29 protein-coding genes and 1 pseudogene are annotated in these 25314 nt (G+C 63.3%); 24 read left to right on the top strand and 6 right to left on the bottom strand.

Going from position 1 to position 25314, the window contains the following annotated elements; genetic code table 11:
- Nucleotides 1-8 precede the first annotated feature (8 nt).
- Nucleotides 9-302, bottom strand: coding sequence for a hypothetical protein (locus RBB42_RS22535; protein WP_305968920.1), 294 nt, complete (start codon nucleotides 300-302; stop codon nucleotides 9-11).
- Nucleotides 303-647: 345 nt separating this feature from the next.
- Here RBB42_RS22535 and RBB42_RS22530 point away from each other — a divergent pair, with 345 nt between their 5' ends.
- From RBB42_RS22530 to RBB42_RS22470, 13 genes are all read left to right on the top strand, one after another.
- A complete protein-coding gene (locus RBB42_RS22530; RefSeq protein WP_305968811.1) occupies nucleotides 648-1496 on the top strand; it encodes an HpcH/HpaI aldolase/citrate lyase family protein in 849 nt (282 codons plus the stop codon).
- Between the two features lie 36 nt (nucleotides 1497-1532).
- Nucleotides 1533-2078, top strand: coding sequence for an NnrU family protein (locus RBB42_RS22525; RefSeq protein WP_305968812.1), 546 nt, complete (start codon nucleotides 1533-1535; stop codon nucleotides 2076-2078).
- Nucleotides 2079-2082: 4 nt separating this feature from the next.
- Nucleotides 2083-2286: a DUF1737 domain-containing protein gene (locus tag RBB42_RS22520; protein ID WP_043136354.1), complete on the top strand. Its 204-nt coding sequence runs from the start codon at nucleotides 2083-2085 to the stop codon at nucleotides 2284-2286.
- Nucleotides 2287-2289: 3 nt separating this feature from the next.
- Nucleotides 2290-3318 carry a MaoC family dehydratase gene (locus RBB42_RS22515; RefSeq protein ID WP_305968813.1) on the top strand — a complete coding sequence of 343 codons (1029 nt, stop codon included), beginning with the start codon at nucleotides 2290-2292 and terminating at the stop codon, nucleotides 3316-3318.
- A 161-nt stretch (nucleotides 3319-3479) separates the two neighbouring features.
- Nucleotides 3480-3683 (top strand): hypothetical protein, encoded by a 204-nt coding sequence (locus tag RBB42_RS22510; protein WP_305968814.1) that lies wholly within the window; start codon nucleotides 3480-3482, stop codon nucleotides 3681-3683.
- 429 nt (nucleotides 3684-4112) lie between these two features.
- Nucleotides 4113-4496, top strand: a complete 384-nt coding sequence (sdhC, locus tag RBB42_RS22505) for a succinate dehydrogenase, cytochrome b556 subunit (RefSeq protein ID WP_305968815.1) — start codon at nucleotides 4113-4115, stop codon at nucleotides 4494-4496.
- A 13-nt stretch (nucleotides 4497-4509) separates the two neighbouring features.
- Nucleotides 4510-4881 (top strand): succinate dehydrogenase, hydrophobic membrane anchor protein, encoded by a 372-nt coding sequence (sdhD, locus tag RBB42_RS22500; RefSeq protein ID WP_305968816.1) that lies wholly within the window; start codon nucleotides 4510-4512, stop codon nucleotides 4879-4881.
- Nucleotides 4882-4960: 79 nt separating this feature from the next.
- Nucleotides 4961-6763: a succinate dehydrogenase flavoprotein subunit gene (gene sdhA / locus RBB42_RS22495; protein ID WP_305968817.1), complete on the top strand. Its 1803-nt coding sequence runs from the start codon at nucleotides 4961-4963 to the stop codon at nucleotides 6761-6763.
- Nucleotides 6763-7068, top strand: a complete 306-nt coding sequence (locus RBB42_RS22490) for a hypothetical protein (protein ID WP_305968818.1) — start codon at nucleotides 6763-6765, stop codon at nucleotides 7066-7068. Before sdhA ends, RBB42_RS22490 begins: the two co-directional genes overlap by 1 nt.
- Nucleotides 7056-7391 carry a hypothetical protein gene (locus tag RBB42_RS22485; RefSeq protein WP_306043833.1) on the top strand — a complete coding sequence of 112 codons (336 nt, stop codon included), beginning with the start codon at nucleotides 7056-7058 and terminating at the stop codon, nucleotides 7389-7391. Before RBB42_RS22490 ends, RBB42_RS22485 begins: the two co-directional genes overlap by 13 nt.
- Nucleotides 7392-7477: 86 nt before the next feature.
- Nucleotides 7478-8158 carry an FkbM family methyltransferase gene (locus RBB42_RS22480; protein ID WP_305968820.1) on the top strand — a complete coding sequence of 227 codons (681 nt, stop codon included), beginning with the start codon at nucleotides 7478-7480 and terminating at the stop codon, nucleotides 8156-8158.
- 56 nt (nucleotides 8159-8214) lie between these two features.
- Nucleotides 8215-8994 (top strand): succinate dehydrogenase iron-sulfur subunit, encoded by a 780-nt coding sequence (locus RBB42_RS22475; RefSeq protein ID WP_305968821.1) that lies wholly within the window; start codon nucleotides 8215-8217, stop codon nucleotides 8992-8994.
- Nucleotides 8995-9152: 158 nt separating this feature from the next.
- Nucleotides 9153-9308, top strand: coding sequence for a hypothetical protein (locus RBB42_RS22470; protein WP_305968822.1), 156 nt, complete (start codon nucleotides 9153-9155; stop codon nucleotides 9306-9308).
- Nucleotides 9309-9402: 94 nt separating this feature from the next.
- On the opposite strand, the gene RBB42_RS22465 is transcribed toward RBB42_RS22470, so the two are convergent.
- Nucleotides 9403-10566 carry a type III PLP-dependent enzyme gene (locus RBB42_RS22465; protein ID WP_305968823.1) on the bottom strand — a complete coding sequence of 388 codons (1164 nt, stop codon included), beginning with the start codon at nucleotides 10564-10566 and terminating at the stop codon, nucleotides 9403-9405.
- 287 nt (nucleotides 10567-10853) lie between these two features.
- Between RBB42_RS22465 and RBB42_RS22460 the strand changes: the two genes are divergently transcribed.
- Together RBB42_RS22460 and RBB42_RS22455 are read left to right on the top strand one after the other, a co-directional pair.
- Complete coding sequence (locus RBB42_RS22460; RefSeq protein ID WP_305968824.1) at nucleotides 10854-11063, top strand: hypothetical protein; 210 nt, start codon at nucleotides 10854-10856, stop codon at nucleotides 11061-11063.
- Nucleotides 11064-11142: 79 nt separating this feature from the next.
- On the top strand, nucleotides 11143-11991 hold the full coding sequence (locus RBB42_RS22455) for an urea carboxylase-associated family protein (RefSeq protein ID WP_305968825.1): 849 nt from the start codon (nucleotides 11143-11145) through the stop codon (nucleotides 11989-11991).
- A 114-nt stretch (nucleotides 11992-12105) separates the two neighbouring features.
- On the opposite strand, the gene deoD is transcribed toward RBB42_RS22455, so the two are convergent.
- The 3 genes from deoD to RBB42_RS22440 form a co-directional block, all read right to left on the bottom strand.
- Nucleotides 12106-12810 (bottom strand): purine-nucleoside phosphorylase, encoded by a 705-nt coding sequence (gene deoD, locus RBB42_RS22450; protein WP_305968826.1) that lies wholly within the window; start codon nucleotides 12808-12810, stop codon nucleotides 12106-12108.
- A 1-nt stretch (nucleotide 12811) separates the two neighbouring features.
- Nucleotides 12812-13120 carry an H-NS histone family protein gene (locus RBB42_RS22445; protein WP_043136375.1) on the bottom strand — a complete coding sequence of 103 codons (309 nt, stop codon included), beginning with the start codon at nucleotides 13118-13120 and terminating at the stop codon, nucleotides 12812-12814.
- A 258-nt stretch (nucleotides 13121-13378) separates the two neighbouring features.
- The gene (locus RBB42_RS22440; RefSeq protein WP_305968827.1) at nucleotides 13379-15352 is read right to left on the bottom strand and encodes a protein meaA; all 1974 of its coding nucleotides are present in this window, start codon (nucleotides 15350-15352) and stop codon (nucleotides 13379-13381) included.
- Between the two features lie 296 nt (nucleotides 15353-15648).
- Here RBB42_RS22440 and RBB42_RS22435 point away from each other — a divergent pair, with 296 nt between their 5' ends.
- The 6 genes from RBB42_RS22435 (at nucleotide 15649) to RBB42_RS22410 (ending at nucleotide 22065) form a co-directional block, all read left to right on the top strand.
- Nucleotides 15649-16992: a 1-acyl-sn-glycerol-3-phosphate acyltransferase gene (locus tag RBB42_RS22435; RefSeq protein WP_305968828.1), complete on the top strand. Its 1344-nt coding sequence runs from the start codon at nucleotides 15649-15651 to the stop codon at nucleotides 16990-16992.
- Between the two features lie 231 nt (nucleotides 16993-17223).
- The gene (gene ccrA / locus RBB42_RS22430; RefSeq protein ID WP_305968829.1) at nucleotides 17224-18510 is read left to right on the top strand and encodes a crotonyl-CoA carboxylase/reductase; all 1287 of its coding nucleotides are present in this window, start codon (nucleotides 17224-17226) and stop codon (nucleotides 18508-18510) included.
- Between the two features lie 215 nt (nucleotides 18511-18725).
- The gene (locus RBB42_RS22425; protein WP_219512572.1) at nucleotides 18726-18935 is read left to right on the top strand and encodes a hypothetical protein; all 210 of its coding nucleotides are present in this window, start codon (nucleotides 18726-18728) and stop codon (nucleotides 18933-18935) included.
- Nucleotides 18865-19602, top strand: coding sequence for a helix-turn-helix transcriptional regulator (locus tag RBB42_RS22420; RefSeq protein ID WP_305968830.1), 738 nt, complete (start codon nucleotides 18865-18867; stop codon nucleotides 19600-19602). Before RBB42_RS22425 ends, RBB42_RS22420 begins: the two co-directional genes overlap by 71 nt.
- Before the next feature lie 112 nt (nucleotides 19603-19714).
- Entirely contained in the window at nucleotides 19715-20356 is a 642-nt protein-coding gene (locus RBB42_RS22415) for an acyl-homoserine-lactone synthase (RefSeq protein WP_305968831.1), read from the top strand.
- 173 nt (nucleotides 20357-20529) lie between these two features.
- On the top strand, nucleotides 20530-22065 hold the full coding sequence (locus RBB42_RS22410; RefSeq protein ID WP_305968832.1) for an ATP-dependent DNA helicase: 1536 nt from the start codon (nucleotides 20530-20532) through the stop codon (nucleotides 22063-22065).
- Nucleotides 22066-22118: 53 nt separating this feature from the next.
- Here RBB42_RS22410 and RBB42_RS22405 read toward each other — a convergent pair whose 3' ends face one another.
- On the bottom strand, nucleotides 22119-23138 hold the full coding sequence (locus tag RBB42_RS22405) for an NADP-dependent oxidoreductase (protein ID WP_305968833.1): 1020 nt from the start codon (nucleotides 23136-23138) through the stop codon (nucleotides 22119-22121).
- Here RBB42_RS22405 and RBB42_RS22400 point away from each other — a divergent pair.
- The 3 genes and pseudogenes from RBB42_RS22400 to RBB42_RS22395 all read left to right on the top strand — a co-directional run.
- Nucleotides 23050-24417 (top strand): annotated as a pseudogene (locus RBB42_RS22400) (AMP-binding protein); the annotation flags it as partial. The gene RBB42_RS22405 and the pseudogene RBB42_RS22400 overlap by 89 nt on opposite strands.
- Before the next feature lie 72 nt (nucleotides 24418-24489).
- Nucleotides 24490-24870: an AMP-binding enzyme gene (locus RBB42_RS28165; RefSeq protein WP_371932226.1), complete on the top strand. Its 381-nt coding sequence runs from the start codon at nucleotides 24490-24492 to the stop codon at nucleotides 24868-24870.
- Nucleotides 24860-25303 carry a MaoC family dehydratase gene (locus RBB42_RS22395; RefSeq protein WP_305968835.1) on the top strand — a complete coding sequence of 148 codons (444 nt, stop codon included), beginning with the start codon at nucleotides 24860-24862 and terminating at the stop codon, nucleotides 25301-25303. The genes RBB42_RS28165 and RBB42_RS22395 overlap by 11 nt, the downstream gene beginning before the upstream one ends.
- The last annotated feature ends 11 nt before the right edge of the window (nucleotides 25304-25314 follow it).

Raw genomic sequence — 25314 nt, 5'->3', positions numbered from 1 at the left:
CCTTGGCTTCACGCATCGTCCCCCTTGGGCGGCAGGGCCTCGGCCAGTTCCTCGAAGGATTGCCCGCTGGCGACAAGGCAGGTTATTCCGTTGGCCATCGTCACCGTGATCGTCCACGAGCCGGATTCGAGAGAGGCAAAGACCTCCATCACCGCGTTGTTGGCGCCCAACCCCATGCTCTGTCGGGTTTCACCGTATTTCGTGGACAGGCGATCGATCACCTGGTCGCGCGGGGCGCAATGGCGCGGGTTCTGTGCCTCGACATAAGTGGCCGCGCCCAGCACAAGACCTGCCGAGAGCATCGCGAGCTTGATGTATTTCTCAGTCATAATGTCACCTTTCGGCTGCGCGCCGGGCGGATGATGACGCGGCTTTGCCGCGCGCCCGGCACAGGGTAGGTCCCCTCGGTTTCGGCGTGCCGCCCCTGTGGCCCGACCCGCCTTGCCGCTTTGACGGCATGGGATCATCGTCCACCCGGTCGCGCTACAATCAGGTTAACGCACCGTGCGTTGCGTCGAGTCCGCCCCGCTTTCGGCACCATTGTGCACCAAAATATGCCGAATTGCTGCAATGCGGCGAATTCGGCCTTGAATTATCCCTCCAAAAATGCGCATTACCGCGCAACATTATTTCACGAGGAGGCTCTGATGGACCTGCGCGCGCGCCCTTACCGTTCCGTTCTGTACATCCCCGGCTCCAAGGAGCGGGCGTTGGAAAAGGCCCGTGCCATGCCCATCGACGCCATCATCTTCGACCTCGAGGATGCTGTCGCCCCCACCGAGAAACCTGCGGCCCGCGCGACCCTGGCAGAGGCATTGACCCGCCCCTATGGCAACCGGACGCGCATCGTGCGCATCAACGGGTTCGACACGGAATGGGGCGAGGCCGATGCCAAGGCCGCCGCCGCGATGGACTGTGACGCCATCCTGCTGCCCAAGGTCGAATCCACCGCCCAGCTTGACGCCCTGGCAGAGCTGACGGACAAGCCGCTCTGGGCGATGATGGAAACGCCGGCCGGCATGTTGGCCGCGAACCAGATTGCCGCCCATCCGCGCCTGCAGGGCATGGTCATGGGCACCAACGATCTCGCCAAGGAACTCAATTCCCGCTTTCGCACCGACCGGCTGCCGATGCTGACCGGGCTCGGGCTTTGCGTGCTGGCCGCCAAGGCGCATGGCAAGGTCATCGTCGATGGCGTCTACAATGCCTTCAAGGATGACGCTGGCCTGCAAGAGGAATGCGCCCAGGGCCGCGACATGGGCATGGATGGCAAGACGCTGATCCATCCCGCCCAGGTCGACATCGCCAATGCCGCGTTTGCCCCCGGCGCCGAGGAAATCGACCTGGCCCGGCGCCAGATCGATGCCTTCGAGGAGGCCGAGAAGGCAGGGCAGGGGGTTGCCGTGGTCGATGGCAAGATCGTCGAGAACCTGCATGTCGAAACCGCCCGCAAGACCCTCGCCAAGGCCGAGGCCATTGCGGCCCTGGCCGATTAACAGCAGGGTCCCGGCGAACAGCTAGGGAGACCAGCCATGCTTCTATTGATTCTCGGTGTCGCGCTCTGGTGGGCGGCGCATCTCTTCAAGCGGATGGCCCCCGGCCTTCGCGAACCGATGGGCGACAAGGGCAAGGGCCTGGTCGCACTGGCGCTGCTTGTCAGCGTGGTGATGATGATCTTCGGTTACCGGATGGCCGACGGTGCCTTTTTCTGGGGCCGTCATCCGGCGAGTGTCGGCATCAACAACCTGCTGATCCTCGTGGCCATCTTCATGATGAGCCCCGCACCGAAAAAGGGGCGCCTGTTGGCGGGGATGCGCCACCCGATGCTGACCGGCTTTTTCCTCTGGGCCGTGGCGCACATCCTGGTGAATGGCGACGTGCCCAGCCTTGTCCTTTTCGGTGGTCTGGCCGTCTGGGCCATCGTCGAAATGATCGTCATCAACCGCGCCGTGCCAAACTGGACACCACCCACACCGGGCCCGATCAAGAAAGACGTGATCTTCCTTGTCGCCTCGATCGTTCTCCTGATGGTGATCGGCTACATCCACAAATGGCTTGGCTACAACCCCTTCGGATAAGCTCATGAAACTCTATCGCTTTCTCTCCGAGGACGACACCTCGGCCTTTTGCCACAAGGTCACCGCCGCCCTGAACAAGGGCTGGGAACTGCACGGTGCGCCCACCTATGCCTTTGACGCCGCCAATGGCGTCATGCGCTGTGGTCAGGCGGTCGTGAAGGAGGTGGACGGCACCTACACCCCTGACACCAAGCTGGGAGATCACTGAGACATGGCCAAGACCAATCCGGGCCGCTTCTTCGAAGACTACACCGTGGGCGAGGTCATCGACCACGCCGTGCCGCGCACCGTGTCCGGGGGAGAGCGCGCGCTGTACCACGCGCTCTATCCGATGCGCCACGCGCTCTATTCCTCGGATGAATTCGCGCGGTCCTGCGGTCTGGCGGCGGCGCCGATCGACGATCTGGCCGCCTTTCACATCGTCTTCGGCAAGACGGTCCCGGATGTCTCGCTGAACGCCGTCGCGAACCTCGGCTATGCCGAGGGCCGCTGGCTGAAACCGGTCTGGCCGGGCGACACCCTTCGTTCGCAGTCCGAGGTCATCGGCCTCAAGCAGAACTCGAACGGGCGTACCGGCGTGGTCTACGTCCGTTCGCGCGGGCTGAACCAGCGCAACGAGACAGTCATGGAATATGCCCGTTGGGTCATGCTGCGCAAACGCGACCTGGATGCGCCTGCGCCCGAGACAGTGATCCCGGACCTAAAGAAAAGTCTGGCGGCAGAGGATCTCGTGGTGCCAGAAGGCCTGGATTTCACCAACTACGACTTCACCCTTGCGGGCGAAAAGCACCGTCTGTCCGACTACGAGATCGGCGAGACCATCGACCATGTCGATGGCGTCACCATCGAGGAAGCCGAACACATGATGGCTACGCGCCTGTGGCAGAACACTTCCAAGGTGCATTTCGACGTCACCGCGCGCCCCGACCAACGGCTGATCTACGGCGGGCACGTCATCTCGATGGCCCGCGCGCTGTCGTTCAACGGTCTGGCCAATGCGCAGGTCATCGCCGGTCTGAACGGCGGCGCCCATGCCAACCCCTGTCTTGCCGGCAATACCGTCAAGGCCTGGTCCGAGGTGCTGGACAAGGCGAAAACTTCGGCCCCCGGTGTGGGCGCCATTCGCCTGCGGCTGGTGGCGACCAAGGGCGGCGCGCCGTTCGAACTCAAGGGACCGGATGGCAAGTATCTGCCCGACGTGCTTCTTGACCTCGATTACTGGGCGCTGATGCCGGTCTGACCCGGCCGTATGCGGCGCATCACGCCCTGATCGAGTACAAAGACAGCAAAGGACCCCGCGGCCAGGCGGCTGCGGGGTCTTTTTCTTGGGAGGAATGTTACAATTCGTTTACAGGTTTCTTCGGACGAATGTGAATCGGGGCGCAGAGTGGAGGTCGGACCATGCACCTGAACGGATTGCCGAAGTCGTCGCAGGACATGTTGAAGGTGCCTCAACGGGATGTGCCCAGGGTTATTCGTGGCATGCTCAGCACACGATCCTTTTCCTCACTCCTGCGGGATATCCACGGAGACCTGGCAGCGCCGGATCCAAAGCTGCGCGAACAGGCCCGGCTTGCGCTGCGCCACCTGGGGTTCCCGGACTGACGTATTCGCGCGGTCCGATCACCGGGATCGTTGCCGCCTCGTTCTGACTGCGCGGGCAAAAATCCTCCTCCCTGCCGGGATGCGTCCTTACGTTGACATCTTTCCGCTGTATTGCGGGGCATGCGTCCCGTGACATCGCGTGATCCGGGCATTGGTTCGGACCGGGCATTTTTCATGACAGCGGCCATGAATTGATGCTTATCCCGACCGAATCCGTCATAATCTTCCGCGCGAACTTGCCAAACAGGGCGCGCGGGATCGGGGATCGCGTTAGCGCAAAAATGTGATCACGCACTCCAAAAGTGTGATCACAAAGTCAAGAAATCCCGCCGATTGCGCCAAAAAACCGCAGAAATACGACAGCGGGCCTCGTGACACGGCCCTTGAAAGCATTAAACAGAAGGCGACGGAACCGAAAGGACATCATTCATGGCCGACGTGAACCGGGGCAACCGCCCGCTCTCACCGCACCTGCAGGTCTACCGCCCCCAGCTGACATCGATCAGTTCGATCCTCACGCGCATCACCGGGAATGCCCTTCTGGTCGGCGCGCTGCTGGTGGTCTGGTGGTTCCTGGCCGCCGCCACTTCCGAAGCCTACTTTGCCACCGCCGATGCGGTCCTGACCTCGTGGTTCGGCGACCTTGTCATGTTGGGATCGGTCTGGGCACTCTGGTATCACCTGCTCGCCGGCGTGCGCCACATCATCTGGGACGAGGCGAAGATGCTCGAACTGGACAAGGCCGAGATGCTGGGCTGGGCCGTGATCATCGGCTCTGTTGTCCTGACCCTTTTCACCATCATCGTTGTCTGAGGAGGCCCGCACAATGGCATTTCTGACCGACCGCAAGCGCGCCATTGGCTGGGGCGCGGCCAAGACAGGCACCGAACATCACTGGGCGATGAAGAAAAGCTCGGTGGCGCTGCTGATCCTTGTCCCGCTCTTCATCTTCACCTTCGGCGGCGCCCTGGGGGGCACCTATGAAGAGGTGACCGCCTATTTCGCGCGTCCCTTCCCGGCGATCATCGCGGCACTGACCATCCTGGTGGGCTTTCATCACTTCAACATGGGTGTGCAGGTGCTGATCGAGGACTACGTTCATGGCGCGATGGAAAAGATCCTGATCCTTGTCATGACCTGCCTCAGCTACGGCGCCGCCGCCGTCGGCCTCTTCGCCATCGCGCGACTCGCGCTCTGAGGCGCCCGCAGACCCCTACCGCCAGAGACGGCGCTCTCACGGATCGCCGTCCCCCGCACAGATGAACAGGTAAACACCAATGGCAGCATACGAATACGAGACGCATGATTATGACGTCGTGGTTGTCGGGGCTGGCGGCGCGGGTTTGCGCGCCACGCTCGGCATGGCCGAACAGGGCCTGCGCACCGCCTGCGTGACCAAGGTTTTCCCGACCCGCTCGCACACCGTCGCAGCCCAGGGCGGTATCGCCGCCTCGCTGTCGAACATGGGGCCCGACAACTGGCAGTGGCACATGTACGACACCGTCAAGGGGTCGGACTGGCTGGGCGACACCGACGCGATGGAATACCTTGCCCGCGAGGCGCCCAAGGCGGTCTACGAGTTGGAACACTACGGCGTGCCCTTCAGCCGGACCGAAGAGGGCAAGATCTATCAGCGTCCCTTCGGCGGCCACACCACCGAATTCGGCGAAGGCCCGCCCGTGCAGCGCACCTGCGCCGCGGCCGACCGCACCGGCCACGCCATCCTGCACACGCTCTATGGCCAGTCGCTCAAGAACAACGCCGAGTTCTACATCGAGTATTTCGCCATCGACCTGCTGATGGAAAATGGCGAATGCAAGGGCGTCCTCTGCTGGAAGCTGGACGACGGCACCTTCCACGTCTTCAACGCCAAGATGGTCGTTCTGGCCACCGGCGGCTATGGCCGTGCCTACTTCTCGGCCACCTCGGCCCATACCTGCACCGGTGACGGCGGCGGCATGGTGGCCCGCGCGGGCCTGCCGCTGCAGGACATGGAATTCGTCCAGTTCCACCCCACCGGTATTTACGGCTCGGGTTGCCTCATCACCGAAGGCGCACGGGGCGAGGGCGGCTACCTGACCAACTCCGAGGGCGAGCGCTTCATGGAACGCTACGCGCCGACCTACAAGGACCTCGCGCCGCGTGACTACGTCTCGCGCTCCATGACCATGGAAATCCGCGAAGGTCGGGGCGTGGGCGCCGAAGGCGATCACATCCACCTCAACCTCAGCCACCTGCCCGCAGAGGCGCTGGCCGAACGTCTGCCGGGCATCTCGGAATCAGCCAAGATCTTTGCCGGTGTCGACGTGACCAAGGAACCGATCCCGGTCCTGCCCACCGTGCACTACAACATGGGCGGCATCCCGACGAACTACTGGGGCGAGGTCCTGAACCCGACCGAGGATGATCCGACCGCCGTCGTGCCGGGCCTCATGGCTGTGGGCGAGGCGGGCTGTGCCAGCGTGCACGGCGCCAACCGTCTCGGCTCCAACTCGCTCATCGACCTCGTGGTTTTTGGCCGCGCCGCCGCGATCCGCGCCGGCAAGGTCGTGAACCCCGAAACCGCCGTCCCCGCGGCGCCGGTCTCCGAAATCGACAAGGCCTTTGACCGGTTTGACGGCATCCGCAACGCCAGCGGCACCGTGCCCACCGCCGAACTGCGGCTGGAAATGCAGAAGACCATGCAGCGCGACGCCGCCGTCTTCCGTACCGCCAAGACGATGGCCGAAGGCGTCGAAGCCATGACCGGCATCGCCGCCAAGATGGACGATCTCAAGGTCACCGACCGCAGCCTCGTCTGGAACTCGGACCTGATGGAAACGCTGGAGCTGACCAACCTGATGCCCAACGCGCTGGCCACCATCGTCGGCGCGGAGGCACGCAAGGAAAGCCGCGGCGCCCATGCGCACGAGGACTTCTCCGAGCGCGACGACGAGAACTGGCGCGTCCACAGCGTTGCCCGCGTCGAAGGGAACAAGGTGGACCTCAGCTATCGCCCGGTCATCGTCGATCCGCTGACCAACGAGGACGAAGGTGGCATCAGCCTGAAAAAGATCGCGCCCAAGGCCCGGACGTTCTGATGCGGGGGGTGCTGCCAATTCTCCCCTTCATCGCCGGTCTTGGCCTGGGTTCGGCCGCCGCGGCCAACCAGGCAGAGGCCTACCGGCTCTGCAAGCCGGAGGCCGAGCAGATCGCCGCGCAGGGCGGGCATTACGGGTACAACAGGCGCTACGACATGGCGCTGGATGCCTGCATGACCCGCTACCGGCCCAGCCACCAACAGGCGCAGCTGCCGGGGATCGGCACGCTGGCGCCGGTTGCGCCCGTGGGATGTTACCCTGGGGCGCCAACCATGTACCGGGGCACGCTTTATTGTATCGACTGAACGGGCATATCGCCGTCCTGGCCCTGGCCGGGATGCTGTCCGCCTGCTCGCCGCAGGCCCAGGACGAGATCGCGCGCAGTGCCGCGCGCTCGGCCCTGACGCCCGTGGTGGCCGATACCTTCCCCGGCGTGCCGCTGGAACCCACGCTGGACTGCCTCATCGACAACGCCAACGCGCAACAGATCCGCGCGCTGGCGGCGGACGCGGTGATCGGCCCGACCGAAAGCACCGTCCAGATCGCACGGGACATCGCGTCAAAGCCCGAAACTCTCCGCTGCTTGGCCGTCAAAGGCCTGCCGGTCGCGTTGACTGTAGGGGCGTGATGGATGTCGACACACACAGGGCGTCTGAATTTTATTTCAAAATGGGCGGATAGTTGATGGGCTGGCAAAAAAATGTCAGGCGGCGAATGGCCAGATGGCTCTCGCAACAGGGCTACGAAGTTCAGCCCAACCGGATGCATGCGGGTCGCTTCCCCGATCTAGTAGTGTCGCCCGAGACAGTAATCGACGTCGGTGTCGGGCGGGGAACGCCTTGGCTGTACGAAGCATTCCCCGACAAGAACTTTCTTCTCATCGATCCAATGCCGGAAGCGCAAGAATACGTACTGGCAGCGTATCCTCATTTGAGAGCTAAGTTTTTCGAGACGGCTCTCGGTGAAGAAAACGGCATGGCCGAATTGAAGATCCCCATTTGGAAAGGGGCAACGCATATGCCGATGGCAAGCTTGCTCAACAGGGACGACGCGCACGTGGAGAAGATCAGCGGGTGGGATACCAGGCTCGTGCCTGTCACAACGCTAGATGAACTCGTGGGCGATGATGCCGGGCCGTTCGGTCTCAAACTCGATGCGGAAGGAGCTGAGCCGGCGATCTTGCGCGGAGCAAGCCAAGTCCTGCAGCGCTGTGCGTTCGTGGTTCTAGAACTGTCGCTTTCGCATCGCTTCGCCGAAACTGAAGCTCCTTCAAACGTAATTGCAAGCCTGGCGGCGGTGGGCTTGGAAATGCGTGACGTCCTAGACACCAATGGTGGTTCAGAGACCGCACCTCCACGCCATATTGACGCCTTGTTTACCCGCTGGTCCAATTAGCCGGATCCAGTATGTCTCTAATTCGCCCAATGCACCGATCCAGATAGGAGCAAGCTTTGGTACAGTTCACCCTCCCCAAGAATTCGCAGATCAAGACCGGCAAGACCTGGCCCAAGCCCGAGGGCGCCAAGAACGTCCGCAAGTTCCAGATCTACCGCTGGAACCCCGATGACGGAAAGAACCCGCAGGTCGACACCTATTTCATCGACATGGACAGCTGCGGCCCGATGGTCCTGGACGCGCTGATCAAGATCAAGAACGAGATCGACCCCACGCTGACCTTCCGCCGCTCGTGCCGCGAGGGGATCTGCGGCTCCTGCGCGATGAACATCGACGGGATCAACACGCTGGCCTGCATCTACGGGCTGGACGAGATCGAAGGCGACGTGAAGATCTATCCGCTGCCGCACATGCCGGTGGTCAAGGACCTGATCCCCGACCTGACGCACTTCTATGCCCAGCACGCAAGCATCATGCCCTGGCTGGAAACCAAGACGAACCGCCCGGCGAAAGAGTGGAAGCAGTCCATCGAGGACCGCAAGAAGCTCGACGGGCTCTATGAATGCGTGATGTGCGCGTCGTGCTCGACGGCCTGCCCCTCCTACTGGTGGAACGGTGATCGCTACCTCGGACCGGCCGCGCTGCTGCACGCCTACCGCTGGATCATCGACAGCCGCGACGAGGCCACGGGCGAGCGTCTGGATCAGCTCGAAGACCCCTTCAAGCTGTACCGCTGCCACACCATCATGAACTGCGCCAAGACCTGCCCCAAGGGGCTGAACCCGGCGCTGGCCATTGCCGAGATCAAGAAGATGATGGTCGACCGCGCGGTCTGATCCGTCTTCAACCGCAAGAGTTTGCCCCGGTTGCCCGTGCAGCCGGGGCTTTTCTTTGGGTGACGCGACTTCCCTTGCACGCTGTGCAAGCCGTCCATGCGACCTTGGCGGAGGTCATCGTGTCCGATCGGGATTATCTAGCCGCTCAGGGAGGGGACTTGTCGTACTGGAAAGGCAACCCCATGCAAGAGCAGCAGAAAACCGACGCCCAACGCGCCCTCGAAGCCCTCGATCAGGCCTGGGCCTATTTCACCCCCGAAAAACGTGTCGAGAGCCAGGCCCCGGTCTACGAGGACCTGCCGCTGGCCGCCTGACCCCGCGTGACAGGGGCTCGCCCCATCACCCTTGGACCCAAACGCCCGACCGTCAGGCCGGGCGTTTCGCGTTTGGCCAAGGGTCAAGGTCGTGTCAGATCACGACCACGTCCAGTGGCGGGAAACCGTTGAAACCGACCGAGGCATAGGTCGAGGTATAGGCCCCGCAGCAGCGGATCACGATCCGGTCGCCCGCGGCAAGGCCAACGGGCAGCTGCACCGGCTGTTTTTCATACAGAACGTCCGCGCTGTCACAGCTCGGCCCGGCAAGGATGCACGACCCCATCGGCTCGAAATCCTTGTCGGTCACGAACTGGTAGCGGATCGCCTCGTCCATCGTCTCGGCCAGGCCCGAGAACTTGCCGATGTCCAGGTAGACCCAGCGGTGCAGGTCGTTCTCGGTCTTGCGCGAGACCAACAGCACCTCGGCGGAAATCGCGCCGCATTCCGCCACCAGGCCACGGCCCGGCTCTGCCATGATCCGGTCCACGTCGCCGAAACGCGCGCGCACCAGGTGCATGACCTCTGCGGCATAGGCCTCGGGGCCCTGCACCGACTGGCCATAGTAGGCCGGAAAGCCGCCGCCGATGTTCAAGAGGTCCAGGTCGAAACCAGCGTCCTGCGCCGCGTGCCAGACCTTTGCGACCTCGTCCAGAACCGGCGCCCACATCGCGGCGCGGCGGGTCTGACTGCCGACGTGAAAGGAGACGCCCACCGGGCGCAGGCCCAGCATGCGGGCACGGCCCATCAGCTCCAGCGCCATTTCCGGTGCGCAGCCGAACTTCCGCGAAAGCGGCCAGTCGGCCTCGGTCGAGAGAACGAGCAGGCGGATATAGACCTGCGCGCCGGGGGCATTGCGCGCGATCTTTTCCAGCTCTTCCTCGGCATCCGCGGCGAAGAGATCGACACCGGCCTCAAAGGCCCAGGCGATATCCGCCGGGCGCTTCACGGTATTGCCAAAGCTGATCTCATGCGGCTGCGCACCGGCGGCGAGGCACATCTCGATCTCGGGCCGCGAGGCCGCATCGAAATGCGAGCCTGCGGCGACGAGCGTCGACAGGATCTCCGGCGCCGGGTTGGCCTTGACAGCATAGTGGATGCGCGCGCGGCCAAGTCCCTGTGCCAGGGCGGCGTACTGGCGGGCAACCACATCGGTGTCCAGGACCAGCGTCGGACGGTCGAAACGATGTGCGAGGATATAGCGCTCGGCACGGGACAGGGTATCGCGGGCAGACAGCCCGGCGGCAAAAGCGTTCATGGTCATCTCCAATCAGACCCGGCCATTCCGGTTTCCCGGCGCAGACCGCTCAGTTCCAAGGGAGACGTTACCGTCGCTACTTAACCGCGTGGGTGCTATTGCCCACCTCGACAGAGGTGCGTGCGTTGGCGTCTATGGCGGCGCATATGGGGCAGCGCATCGAGTCGATCAAGGAAAAATTCGCGCCAGTCGCAGATTTTTCCAAGCAGCGCGCGCATGGGGCAAAACCGGCTTGGCACAGGGGGCGCCGGCTTTCCCATCCGGCATGAGGCGGCTACATGGGGCCCATGTTCGTCGTCATAGGTCTCATCGTCGCCTTCATCCTGATCGCGGTCTTTTCCAACCGCGCCACGCGCTATTGCCGCTGGCGCGAGCGGCGCGGGCAAAGCGGGAGCACATGGACTTGCATCCATTGTGGCGCGCAGGTGCAGGGCACGCAGGGCCAACCGCCAACAGATTGCCACCGGGGGCAGGGGGCAACGCCGCCACGGGCCTGATCAGGGGCCTCTCCCGCCTCCGCCGCCCTTGCCAATGGGACCATGCGGCGCTTCACTCACCGCAGAAAGGAACCGCCTGATGACCAAGCCCCCGGCCGATGCCGATACCCGCCGCGCCGTCCCGCCGGTGATCTGCTATCCCGTCGAGACCCTACCGAAACCGGACTTGTCGCTCTACGGCGCGGCCCTCGCCGGGGCCGAGGTCACCAGGACCACCTACGCCCCGCCGCGTGACGCCTGCACCTTTACCGTGCCCGCGGGGCAGTTTTTTCGCATCACCTCGGTCGAGGGGCCGCAGGTCGGGGACCTGAACCTCTGGAACGCGCACGACCTGGGAGAGCGGTTCTATTCCGGCAAGACCCGCGCCCTGCACGGTACCCATGTCACCACGGGCGATCGGCTCTGGTCCGGTTTTCCGACCCTCCGCCCCATGGCCACCGTGGTCGAGGACAGCCTCGACTGGTACGGTATCGACGTCTTCGGGGGCTCCGTCCACGATGTGATCGGCACGCGCTGCGACCCCTACACGGGCAACCTGCTGTCAGGCACGCAGTACCACCATTGCTGTCACTCCAACCTGGTCCGTGCCCTTGCCGAGGCCCGCGACCTGCCCCTGCACGAGGCGGAGCGCCACGTTCACGACGTGCTCAACGTCTTCATGTGCACCGGATTCACCCGCGACACCGGGCAATATTTCATGAAGGCCAGCCCGGTCCGTCCCGGCGATCACCTGACGTTTTTCGCCGAGATCGACCTTCTGGGGGCGCTCAGCGCCTGCCCGGGCGGCGACTGCTCGTCAGAGCACAGCTCCGACACGGCCGCCTGTTTCCCGCTCAAGGTCGAGGTTCTGGCCCCGGCCGCCGGGGCATTGGACGGCTGGCAAAGCCCGCCGGTCAACGGCTATGACCGCACACATGGCACCGGCTGACCGGCGCCCTGCGTCTTTGGGCTGAAGCCATCGTGGAAAGCGCGAGGGGCTGATCCCTCGCATTTCCTGCTGTTCATCTGTGGCGCGCATGGCAGGGGCGTCCCCGCCCGGCCGTCATGCAAAGGCGGCTTCCAGCGCGATTTCCACCATCTCGCCAAACGAGCTTTCGCGTTCGTCCGAGGACAGGGCCGCGCCGGTCGGCAGATGGTCGGACACCGTCAACACCGCCAGCGCCCGCGCGCCAAAGCGTGCGGCCACGGTGTAAAGTTCCGCCGCCTCCATTTCGACCGCCAGGACGCCGTGACGGACCATCTGGTCGTTCAGGTCCGGGCGCTCGTCGTAAAACACGTCCGAGGAATAGATCCCGCCCACATGCGTCGTCACGCCATGCCCACGCGCCGCCGCCACCGCCTTTTCCAGCAATCCGAAATCCGCGCAGGGCGCGTAATTCAATTCCCGGAAAAAACCGCTGGAGGGAGTCGAAAGCGTTGTCGCCGTAATGGCGATCACGATATCACGCAGCCCGACATGATCCTGCATCCCGCCACATGATCCGATGCGGATCAGCGTTTTTGCGCCGTAGTCGCGGAGGAGTTCATTGGCGTAGATCGAGAGGCTGGGCATTCCCATGCCCGACCCCTGTATCGTGACCCGGTGTCCTTGCCATGTTCCGGTGAATCCCGACATGCCGCGGACATCATTGATGCAGGTGGCGTTTTCCAGGAAGTTTTCCGCCGCCCATTTCGCGCGGCGGGGGTCTCCTGGCATCAGCACCGTTTCCGCGATGTCGCCGGGCGCGGCCCCGATATGGATCGTCATCTCAGAGTGCGAGATCGTCGAGCGTCTTGCCTTCCTCGAGTGCCGCAATCACCCAGTTGGGTTTGCGGCCACGGCCTGTCCATGTTTGCGAGGGGTCGGCCGGGTTCGCATATTTCGGCGCGCCCTTGCTGCCTTTCGGGCCGGCGTCAAGAACCTCGTCCAGCGAGAATCCGAATTCCTTTGCGGCTTTTTCGGCCGCGCGTTTCGCTTCTGCGCGGCGGCGCGCATCGACGGATTTCAGGGCTTTTTGAGCGTCGGAAATCAATTGCTGAAGTTCGTCACGCGAAAGCGCTTCCAGATCGATATCCATGTCTTTTCTCCATTTTTTGATTGATGGCTTCTCTCCCCGATTTTGACAGCGTTCAACTGCTTTTTTGTGTCAAAATATAGTGAACACAGCCTCTGCCGCAGCGTAACGATATCTCGAAAGGGTAGCGGATGCCTTTTCTGTCCATCGCGAAAGTATAGGAAAGCCTGACGCGATATAGCGACAGGTGCAAATGGAAAAGGCCCCGCGAGTTGCGCGGGGCCTATGGAAATGAAGACTTCGGTTGTCTGGTCTGCTTGCCTATTCGGCGGCGACAGAGGCCGGATCGACCAGGGTCACAATATCGTGCATGATGGTGTTCAACTCGAAATCCTTGGGCGTATAGACCTGCGCCACGCCCATGCTTTTCAGGCGCCGCGCGTCTTCGTCCGGAATGATTCCGCCGACGATCACCGGCACATTGCCCAGCCCCTCGGCGCGCATCCGGTTCATCAGATCCTCGACCAGCGGGATATGGCTGCCGGACAGGATAGACAGGCCGACCACATGCGCGCCGTCCTTGGCCGCCTCGACAATCTGTTCCGGCGTCAGGCGGATGCCCTCGTAATCGATCTCCATGCCGCAGTCGCGGGCGCGGAATGCGATCTGCTCGGCGCCGTTGGAATGGCCGTCCAGCCCTGGCTTGCCCACCAGGAACCGCAGACGCTTGCCCAGCTTGTCGCTGACCGCGTCCACGGCCGCGCGCAGGTCGTCCAGGCCCTCGGTCTTGTTCGACACCGACCGCGAGACGCCGGTGGGGCCGCGGTATTCGCCAAAGACGCTGCGCATCTGTGCCGCCCATTCGCCCGTCGTCACGCCCGCCTTGGCGCAGGCGATCGAGGCCGGCATGACATTCTCGCCCGCGGCCGCCGCGGCGCGCAGGTCGGCCAGTGCGGATTTGACCGCCGTGTCGTCGCGTTCAGCCCGCCAGGCGTTCAACCGGCCGATCTGGTCCTGTTCCACGGCCGGGTCGACTGTCATGATGCCGCCGTCCTCGTCCATCAGGGGGCTGGGTTCGCCCTGCTGGAACTTGTTGACGCCCACGACAGTGGTCTCGCCGCGTTCGATCCGGTTCAGGCGCTCGGCATTGCTGTCGACCAGGCGCCCCTTCATGTACTCGATCGCCTCGACAGCACCGCCCATGCTGTCGATGGTCGCCAGTTCGTGCCGCGCGCCCTCTTTCAGCGCATCGACCTTGGCATCCACCGCCGGGTTGCCGTCAAAGAGATCGTCGAATTCCAGAAGGTCGGTCTCGTAGGCCATGATCTGCTGCATCCGCATCGACCATTGCTGGTCCCAGGGGCGCGGCAGGCCAAGCGCCTCGTTCCAGGCAGGCAGCTGCACGGCGCGGGCGCGGGCCTTTTTCGACAGCGTCACGGCCAGCATCTCTATCAGGATGCGGTAGACGTTGTTTTCCGGCTGCTGCTCGGTCAGGCCAAGGCTGTTGACCTGCACGCCATATCGGAAGCGGCGGTATTTCGGATCTTCGACGCCGTAGCGCGTGGCGCAGATCTCGTCCCAGAGATCGACGAAGGCCCGCATCTTGCACATCTCGGTCACGAACCGGATGCCCGCGTTTACGAAAAAGCTGATCCGCCCCACCAGCCGCGGGAAATCCTCTGCCGGCACGCGTGTCTTGAGTTCATCCAGCACTGCCGTCGCTGTCGCCAGCGCAAAGGCCAGTTCCTGCTCCGGCGTCGCCCCCGCCTCCTGCAGGTGGTAGGAGCAGACGTTCATCGGGTTCCACTTGGGCACGTTGGTATAGCAGTATTCCGCCACGTCCCCGATCAGTTTCAGGCTGGGCTTCGGCGGGCAGATATAGGTGCCCCGGCTGAGATACTCCTTGATCAGGTCGTTCTGCACCGTGCCTTGAAGCTTCGACACATCCGCGCCCTGTTCCTCTGCCACCGCGATGTAAAGCGACAAGAGCCAGGGCGCCGTCGCATTGATCGTCATCGAGGTGTTCATCTGTTCCAGCGGGATCTCGTCAAAGAGCGTGCGCATGTCGCCCAGGTGACAGACCGGCACGCCGACCTTGCCCACTTCGCCCTTGGCCAGGATATGGTCGCTGTCATAGCCCGTCTGCGTCGGCAGGTCGAAAGCCACGGAAAGCCCGGTCTGCCCCTTCGCAAGATTGTTGCGGTATAGCGCGTTCGAGGCCTGTGCCGTGGAGTGGCCCGCATAGGTGCGGATCAGCCAGGGCTTGTCGCGGGGCGGCATCTGGGTCTCGGTCATCGGGGCCTCCGTGGCGTGAATCGTTGTTCGCAATCTTGTTGCGTCTCTATTGGGATACGCGAAAGATTATGTCGCTGTCAATTCGCCGCGTCGCAGCGCGAGCAGATGCAGCATAGGCGAGGCGCCTAGGCACGGGGAAGCGCGTTGCGCGCGCAGAGCCGGCCTTGCCGACACCCGGAAGGGGCGGGCTGACGGGTTTTGTACAAAATGCTGGAATCGGCGTACGTTTTGTACAAAACGTACAAAGCCTCGACCGGGCTTGTCGCGGACCTCACGGCCTGCAAAAGTCCCTCGGAATGACTGCACCTGTCACCCTTCCGCTCTGGCTGTTCGCCCTGATCTTCGCCTTTGCCGCGGTGAGTTTCGCAACCCATTTCCTGTTCCCCTCCGTCCGCTGGTTCCTGCGCAGGCGGCTGGAAAAGGCCGTGGCGCGGCTGAACGAGCGGCTGGAACGGCCCATCGAGCCCTTCCGCCTGTTGCGGCGCTATGACCTGATCCAACGCCTGCTCTATCATCCGGAAGTGACGCAGGCGATTGTCGAGCACGCCGCCGAGAACGGGCTGCGCGAAGACGTGGCCTTTGAAAAGGCGCGCCGCTATGCCCGTGAAATCGTGCCGTCTTTCTCGGCTTTCACCTATTTCGGGCTGGGTCTGCGCGGCGCGCGCTGGCTGTCGAACACGCTGTACCGCGTGCGCCTGGGCCACCACGAGGCCGACGCCCTGAGTACCATCGACCCGGAGGCGACAGTGGTTTTCGTCATGAACCACCGGTCGAACATGGACTACGTGCTCGTCACTCACCTGGCGGCCAACCGGTCGGCCTTGTCTTATGCCGTCGGAGAGTGGGCACAGGTCTGGCCACTGTCACAATTGATCCGCGCGATGGGGGCCTATTTCATCCGGCGCAGGTCTCGTGACGCGCTGTATCGCAAGGTCTTGCGGCGTTATGTGCAGATGGCCACAAGTGGTGGTGTTACCCAGGCCATCTTCCCCGAAGGCGGGTTGAGCCTGGATGGCGCCCTGGCAGAGCCGAAGGTCGGCTTGCTGTCCTATATTCTCGACGATCTGGACCTGTCTGCGCGTGATGTCGTCTTTGTTCCGGTCGGCCTGAACTATGATCGCGTGCTCGAGGACAAGGTTCTGACGAAGGCCGGACAAAGCGGGACACGTCGCTTCGACGCCTCAGTCACCCGTGTAATCCGTGGCTTGTTTCGCCAGATCTGGTTGCGGATAACAGGGCGCTTCCATCGCTTCGGATATGCAGCGGTCAGTTTCGGCGCTCCCGTCTCGCTGAAGGCAAACGCCTCGCTGGCCGGGGATGCGACGGGACTGGCGCAGGAACTGATGTCCCGGATCGCCGGTATTGTTCCGGTTCTGCCCGTGCCGCTTGTCGCCAACCTTCTGATGCGCGGCCCGCAAAGCCGCGCCGAACTTGAAGCCGCTTGTTCCTCCGCGCTCGACAGTATCCCGCAGGCGCATGTCCATCTGCCCCGCAACAGCAGAGACTATGTGGTCGAGGTTGGCCTGCGCGCGCTGATCGAACGCGGCATCGTGAAGGAGGTGGATGGCGTCTTTGCCATCGTGCCAGACGAGGCCGCCCTGGCCAGCTACTACGCGCGCTCCATCGAACACTTGCTCTGATCCGGCTCCGTTCCGCATTCGCGTGCCTTGCAGGGTTTGGCCTGCGGGTTTCGCAGGCGTGTCATGCTGCACCCGCACAGGAATTTCTGCGCTTGCTGGGTCATAAAATTACAAAAACGACGCAAATGATGTTGCAATGTTGCGTGACGGCGAATATTCCATAGGTCAGCCCCGCGATTCTGCGCCGCAGAACCGGTCCGAACATCAACACTGGCTTAACAGGAGGCCGTCATGGCTCTGGACACGCAAACAGGCATCGCCCAGTACGATGCACCGGAAAAAGACCTCTACGAAGTCGGCGAAATGCCCCCGATGGGTTACGTCCCCAAGAAGATGTACGCTTGGGCGATCCGCCGCGACCGTCATGGCGATCCGGAGCAGAGCTTTCAGCAGGAAGTGGTCGACGTCTGGGACATCGACAGCCACGAGGTGTTGGTTCTCGTGATGGCGGCCGGCGTCAACTACAACGGCGTCTGGGCCGGCAAGGGCGTTCCGATCTCGCCGTTTGACGTGCACGGCCAGGACTTTCACGTCGCGGGCTCTGATGCATCGGGCATCGTCTGGAAAGTCGGGGACAAGGTGAAGAACTGGAAAGTGGGCGACGAAGTTGTCATCCACTGCAACCAGGACGACGGCAACGACGAGGAATGCAACGGCGGCGATCCGATGTTCTCGCCCACGCAGCGGATCTGGGGTTACGAGACCGGCGACGGCTCCTTTGCCCAGTTCACCAAGGTCCAGGCCCAGCAGTTGATGCCGCGCCCCAAGCACCTCACCTGGGAAGAGAGCGCCTGCTACACGCTGACGCTGGCCACCGCGTACCGGATGCTCTTCGGTCACCATCCGCATGAGCTGAAGCCCGGCCAGAACGTGCTGGTCTGGGGCGCCTCGGGCGGTCTTGGCTCTTACGCGATCCAGCTGGCCAACACCGCGGGCGCGAACGCCATCGGCGTGATCTCGGACGAGAGCAAGCGCCAGTTCGTGATGGACCAGGGGGCCAAGGGCGTCATTAACCGCAAGGACTTTGACTGCTGGGGTCAACTGCCCACGGTCAACACACCGGAATACAACACCTGGCTGAAAGAGGCGCGCAAGTTCGGCAAGGCGATCTGGGATATCACCGGCAAGGGCGTGAGCGTGGACATGGTCTTTGAGCACCCAGGCGAGGCGACCTTCCCGGTCTCCACCCTAGTGGTCAAGAAGGGCGGGATCGTGGTCATCTGCGCGGGCACCTCGGGCTACAACTGCACCTTCGACGTGCGTTACATGTGGATGCACCAGAAGCGCCTGCAGGGGTCGCACTTTGCCAACCTCAAACAAGCCGCCTCGGCCAACCGCCTGATGATCGAGCGCCGCCTTGATCCTTGCATGTCCGAGGTCTTCCCGTGGAACGAGATCCCGGCTGCGCACACCAAGATGATGAACAATGAGCACAAGCCCGGCAACATGTCGGTCCTGGTTCAGGCGCCCAAGACCGGGCTGCGCACGCTTGAGGATTGCCTGGACGCGCGCAGTTAAGAATCTCACCGGTCAGAAAGACCTTCCGACGCCCGCGAATCGCCATCGGCATCGCGGGCGTTTTGCGTTCAAAATCGACCCTCAACGCTTTCAGTGACTTGGCGCGATGCCCCCTCGCTATTTCTGGGGAGTTAGATTCCGTGAATTTTGCGCCCTGCCGGGGCATGCTAAAGTTGTCTTAATGAAGCGTTAACCATCTATGCACGAGGCTGATCATGGGACATGACTGGATTTTGGACGTTCTCACCGACCTGAAAACATTCGCTCGGGCCAACGGCATGCCGTCGCTGGCCGCGCAACTGGATGATGCCGCATTCGTGGCACAGGCGGAGATCGCGTCCCAGGCCGAGGGTAATGGCATTGGGCTTTTTGTCGGGAAACGCACCGCGACTGGACGGGCTGATCGAGCGGCTCGAATCCGCTGAGGGACTCGAGGATCTGCAGATCCTCATCGAGGAACTGCGCGACAGGTATGGGGTCGATCACATTGTCTACCATTGGGTCAACAGCAATGGCGAACAATACGGATGCGGGACATATGACCTGGAATGGGTCAACCGCTATCTCGAAAAGGGCTATCTGCGTGTCGATCCGGTGGTCGCAGGGTGTTACCAGAGGTTCCATCCGGTCGACTGGAAGCGGCTGGACTGGTCCAGCAAGGCTGCGCGCGCGCTCATGCAGGATGCCATCGCCTATGGAATCGGCAACCAGGGCTATTCGATTCCGCTGCGCGGGCCGAATGGCCAGTTCGCCCTGTTCACTCTCACCCACAATTGCAGCGACGGGGAATGGGAGGATTTCACGATAAGCAACCGGCGCGACCTGATCCTGGTGGCGCATTACTTCAACCAAAAGGCACTAGAATTCGAACCGGGGCGCACGCCTGAGCCCGCTCAGCCTTTGTCCCCGCGCGAGATCGAAGCCATGACCCTCCTCGCCGTGGGCTATAGTCGGGCGCAAGCCGCTGATACCCTTTCGATTTCCGAGCATACCCTTCGGGTCTATGTCGAAAGTGCCCGACACAAACTGGGCGCAATGAACACGACCCACGCTGTCGCCCGGGCCCTCAGCCGGGGTGTGATCGTGGTCTGAAGAAACCCAATGGTAAAGCGTGCGTTCCAGCAGCGCGCGCTCAGGTTGAATCCCGTTAACCATTCCAACGGCAATCTTTCCCCATCGAATTTACTTTCCGAGGGGAAACGAAATGATCCGCTACATCTACGGCACCGACCTGCACAAATTCCCGAAGCTGGCCGAAACCATGTTCCGCGACCGCGCGGACCAGTTCAAGACGCGCCTGGGCTGGGACGTCAGCGTCGACGAAGAGACCGGCTACGAGCGTGACGAATACGATGACGAGAACCCGCTCTACGTCATTTGGGAGAACGCCGACGGAACGCATGGCGGGTCCATGCGCCTGCTGCCCACCACGGGCCGCACGATGGTAAACGATCACTTTGTCCACCTGACCGACGGCGTGCGTATCCAGTCGCCGCTGATCTGGGAATGCACCCGCTTTTGCCTGTCCCGCGGTGCGACACCGGGTGTTGCTGCGGCCCTGATGCTGGCCGGGGGTGAGGTCATGCAGGAATTCGGCGTGGAACACTACGTCGGCGTCTTCGATGCCCGCATGGTGCGGATCTACCGCCGCATCGGCTCCTCGCCCGAGGTTCTGGGCAGCCAGGGCCAAGGCCGCGAACAGATCAGCGTCGGCCTGTGGGAATTCACCCCCGAGGGCCAGGCACAGGTGTCGAAGAGCGCGGGCATCACGCCGGAAATGTCCAAGCGCTGGTTTGCCCTGTCCTTTGGTCAGATCGTTCAGCCCAAGCAACTTGTGGCCGCCTGACACACGAGCGTCATTGCTGCGTCCATACGGCGCGCGTGGGCCAATGACCCGCGCGCGCTTTTCCTTTTTCGGACCGCCGATACGGCTGGCGAGCACGACGCCTTGAACTTTCCGCGGGAAGATGCGGCAAAGGGTTCTGGTGGCCGCGCGTGGCGCGGGATAGGGTGCGCCGCATGACAGTTCCCGCGCTTGTATTCTCTGACGACCAGGCCGCCGCTTATGACAGCGTGACCGAGCTCTTGCGCGGCGCGGGCGTCGACCTAGACGAAGGCCTGTGTCTGCCCGCGCAGGAGGGCCGGTCGCGCGTCATGGCGTTGATGGGCAAGGCGGGCAGCGGCAAGACATTGCTCTTGGCCGAGCTGGTCAAGGCACTGGAAGCGTTGGGGGTCGAGACGGTTTCGGGCGACTACGAAAGCCGCAGGGCCCGCGAGAAACGGACGCTTGCAGTGTTGGCGCCGACCAACAAGGCGGCCAGTGTGTTGCGGATGCGCGGCGTGCCCGCGACCACCATTCACCGCATCATCTATACCCCCGTCTACGACCCCGAGTACGAACGCGTCGCCGAGTGGCTGATGGGCAACGAGGAAGAGCGTCCCGAGATAGAGGGCCTTGCCGATATCGCCCTGGACCGGGCGCTGGCGGTCTACGAACAGCACAAGTCGATCCCGGCAGCGCTGGCGGCGGCGGGTCTGCGCGGCAGCGATTTCATCACCGGCTGGAAACGGCGGGAAGAGCCGCTGGATATCGGGTTCGTCGATGAATCCTCGATGCTGGACGAACGTCAGTTCGACGACCTCTGCGAGATTTTTCCCAACCTTGTCCTGTTTGGCGATCCGGCGCAGCTGGCGCCGGTCAACCAGTCCGGCAAGATGGTCTTTGACGGATTGAAAGACAGCCAGAAACGGGAACTGCATCGCATTCACCGGCAGGAGGCGGACAATCCGATTCTGGACCTCGCCCACGCGCTGGCGGACCCTGCTCTGGGGTTCGAAGACTTTGAGCGTATGATCGAAGAGGCCGCCCGCAAGGATGACCGCGTGGTCTACGCCAACCGGGTCGAGGTGGACCTGATGGCGCGTTCGCCCGTGCTGGTCTGGCGCAATGCCACACGGATACGGCTGATCAATGCGTTTCGCCGCGTGCACGACGCGCCCGAGGACAGTCTTCTGCCGGGCGAGCCGTTGATCTGCGACGGGATCGAACTGCCCCTCAAGCATCGGCGCAAACGGCTGGACCTGGAGGCGCGAGGGCTGATCAAGGGCGCGCAGGTGATCTATCTCGGCCCGGGTAAAAAGCCGGGGTTCTCGCGACTGCACGTCGTGGGCGCGATCGAACCACAGGTTTCGGCGGCTTCGATCGTCAAGATCGAGAAGCCCGAGGAGGAAGAGCCTTTCATTCCATTTGCCGCGCGGATGGGGGCGACCTTCCTGCACGGTGCGGCGGTGACGATCCACAAGGCCCAGGGCTCGCAGTGGGAGGACGTGCAGGTTTTTGCACCCGACCTCTACGCGGCGGCGCGGGCCGGGCGGAACGAGGCCGGGCAACCGCTGTGGAAGCGGCTGGCCTATGTGGCGATCACCCGCGCGCAATCGCGGCTTTACTGGGTTGTGCGCAACCGGCTGTCCCGGCCGTCGGGTGCGCTGCGCGTCGATGATCTGAGCGCCCCGGCAGCGCCATTGGAACTGACGGCAGAAGACCCGGCGCTTTGAACCGGTGCAAATTTGCGCCCCCGCGCGTGGATCCTTGCGCAGGGGCGCGCGTGTCAGGTCAGTTGCACGATCTGCTTGCCGGTATTGCCGCCCGTCAGCATCGAGATGAAGGCAGACGGAGCGTTCTCCAACCCCTGCGCCACGTCTTCGAGAAAGCTGATCTCTCCGGCGGCGACTTTGGGTGTCATTTCTTCAAGGAACGCCGGGTAGCCGTCCCAATGGTCGAATATGATGAACCCGTTGACCGAGAGGCGCTTGACGAGAATCGACCGCCAGACCTTTGGCAGGCGGTCCTCTGTCCCGTCGGTGCCGCCGTACCAGGCGATGGTGCCGCAGATCGGGATACGGCCATGTGTGTTCATCAGCGGCATGACCGCCTCCAGCACCTTGCCGCCCGTGTTCTCCCAGTAGACGTCGATGCCACCCGGGGCCTCGGCGGCGATGGCCTCGCGCAGGGCGCTGGCGCCGACGCAGGCGCGGTGATCGATTGCGGCGTCAAAGCCGAAGCGCTCTGTTGCCAGCCGGCATTTTTCTGCCCCGCCTGCAATGGCAACCGTGCGCAGGCCCGCGGCCTTCGCCAGTTGGCCGACCAGTGAGCCGACCGGCCCCGTCGCGGCCGCGACGGCCAGGGTTTCGCCTGCCTTCGGACGGCCGAACTCTCGCAGGCCCGTCCAGGCGGTGAAGCCCGGCATGCCGAGAACCCCCAGTGCCGTGGTCGGCGGCAGGCGGTCGTCGAGCTTGCGCAGCCCGTCGGCCGGCAGGATGGCGTGGCTGGCCCAACCGGTCATGCCCGTGACCAGATCACCATCGGCGAAGGCATCGGCCCGCGAGGCAACAACGCGGCCAACACCCTGTCCCACCATCGTGCCGTCAATGTCGACGGAGGCGGCATAGCTGCCGGCATCGTCCATCCGGCCCCGCATGTAGGGGTCAAGCGAAAGGTGCGAGACCTCGACAAGGACCTCGCCGGCGCCGGGCGCCGGCATGGGCGCATCTTTCATTGCAAAATCTTCAGGCACGGGCAGGCCGGAAGGGCGGCGGGCGAGGGCGATGCGGCGCATCTGGCTGGACATGGGCACTCCTTGCGTCACTTTCTGGAAAAACGGTTGCACGGCGGCAATGCTCGCGCGCAGTCTAACCGGACGCAGGCAGACGGCAAGGGAGGGCCAGATGCAGGGCATGATGATGCATTTGCCGTTGAGGATCATCGAAATTCTCGACTACGCGGCACAGGCGCACCCGGGCGGAGAGATCGTCTCGGTCCGGACCGAGGGTGACATTCACCGTGAAACCTACGCAGAGGCCTATGCCCGCGTCGCGCAGCTGGCGCATGGGCTGGCCGCATTGGGGATCGGCGACGGCGACCGCGTGGCGACACTAGCCTGGAACGGCTACCGCCACTTCGAACTCTACTACGCGATCAGCGGCATGGGCGCGGTCTGTCACACGATCAATCCGCGCCTCTCTGCCGAGCAGATGTTGTACATCATCGGGCACGCTTCGGACCGGGTGCTTTGCGTGGATCTGACCTTTGTGCCGATCGTCGAGGCCCTCGCGGAACACTTGCCCGAGAACCTGACGCTGGTGGCGATGACGGACCGAGCGCATATGTCCGACAGCAAGCTGGACTGGCTGTGCTACGAGGACTTGCTGGAAGGGCGGCCCCAAACCTATGACTGGCCGGTGATGCCCGAGGACAGCGCGGCCGGGCTTTGCTATACCTCGGGCACCACGGGAAACCCCAAGGGCGCGTTGTATTCGCATCGCTCCACCGTGCTGCACGCGCTTTTTCTGTCGGTGACGTTGCCGCGATCGCTGCATGAGGGCGCGCGCATCCTGCCGGTGGTGCCGATGTTCCACGTCAATTCATGGGGCCTGCCATATGCCGCACCGCTGGTGGGGGCCTCTCTGGTCATGCCGGGTGGCAAGTTGGATGGCGCCTCTGTCTTCGACCTGATGGAAGAGGAAGGGGTGACGGCTTCCTGGGGCGTGCCGACCGTCTGGCTGGGCCTGCGGGCCGAGGTGGAACAGCGCGACGCGGCACCCTCGGCTCTGGACCAGCTGGTGATCGGCGGCTCTGCGGCCCCGCGTTCGATGATCGAGTTCTTCGAGAAATGCGGGGTGGATGTCTGCCACGCCTGAGGCATGACAGAGATGAGCCCGGTGGGCACACATGGGCAATTGTCCAAACCGATGCAGGACCTGCCCTTCGAGGAGCGTATGACGCTAAAGGCCAAGCAGGGGCGGCGGGTCTTTGGGGTCGAATTGCGGATCGACGGCGAGGATGGCAAGCCATTGCCCCATGACGGGGTGTCCACCGGTGAGCTGCATGTCCGGGGGAACACGATCATATCCGGTTATTTCGGGGATGAGGAGGCGACCGAGGGCGCCTTTGATGCCGACGGCTGGTTCGGCACGGGTGATGTGGCGGTGATCGACGACCGCGGTTTCCTGGCCATCCAGGACAGGGCCAAGGACCTGATCAAGTCGGGGGGCGAGTGGATCAGTTCGCTGGACCTCGAGAACATCGCGATGGGACATCCCAAGGTCGCCAGTTGCGCGGTGATCGCGGTATCGCATCCCAAGTGGGAGGAACGCCCCTTGCTGGTGGTGGTCCCGCGCCAGGCCGATGATCCGCCAAACCTTGAGGAAATCCACGAGATGATGTTGGAGCATCTGGCAAAATGGCAATTGCCGGACGCGATGGAGTGCGTCGATGACCTGCCCCTGACGGCGACGGGAAAAGTGTCGAAACTGACCCTGCGCAAGCGGTTTTCGGACTACGTGCTGCCCGATGCTGGCTGACGACCTGAGGGACATGGCGCCGTGCGCAAGCGGTTGGGTGACGCTGGATGACGCGCGGGTCAGGCTGTTCGCCGATGCCACCGAGGACTGGCAGTTCATCCACCTGGACGAGGAACGATCAGCTGCGGAAACGCCCTTTGGCGGCTGTGTTGCGCATGGGTTCCTGACGCTGTCGATGCTGTCCAAGATGTCCTACGAGGTCATGGAGGAGCTCGAGGGCGTCAGGTCCAGCGTGAACTACGGGTTTGACCGCATCCGCTTCGTTTCGCCGGTCCGGGTGGGGCGTCGGATCCGGGGGCGTTTCACCGTGGCGAGTGTCGACGAACGCGAGGGCTGTCTTGACGTGCACTGGGACGTGGAAGTCGAGATCGAGGGGGCCGAGCGGCCGGCCCTCGTCGCCAACTGGATCACGCGGTTGTACCTGGAGGGGTAGCGCCGCCCGTG

It is taken from the genome of Mameliella sp. MMSF_3455 (assembly GCF_030733205.1).
Lineage (GTDB): Bacteria > Pseudomonadota > Alphaproteobacteria > Rhodobacterales > Rhodobacteraceae > Antarctobacter.
This window is presented reverse-complemented; position numbering and strand designations above follow the sequence as displayed.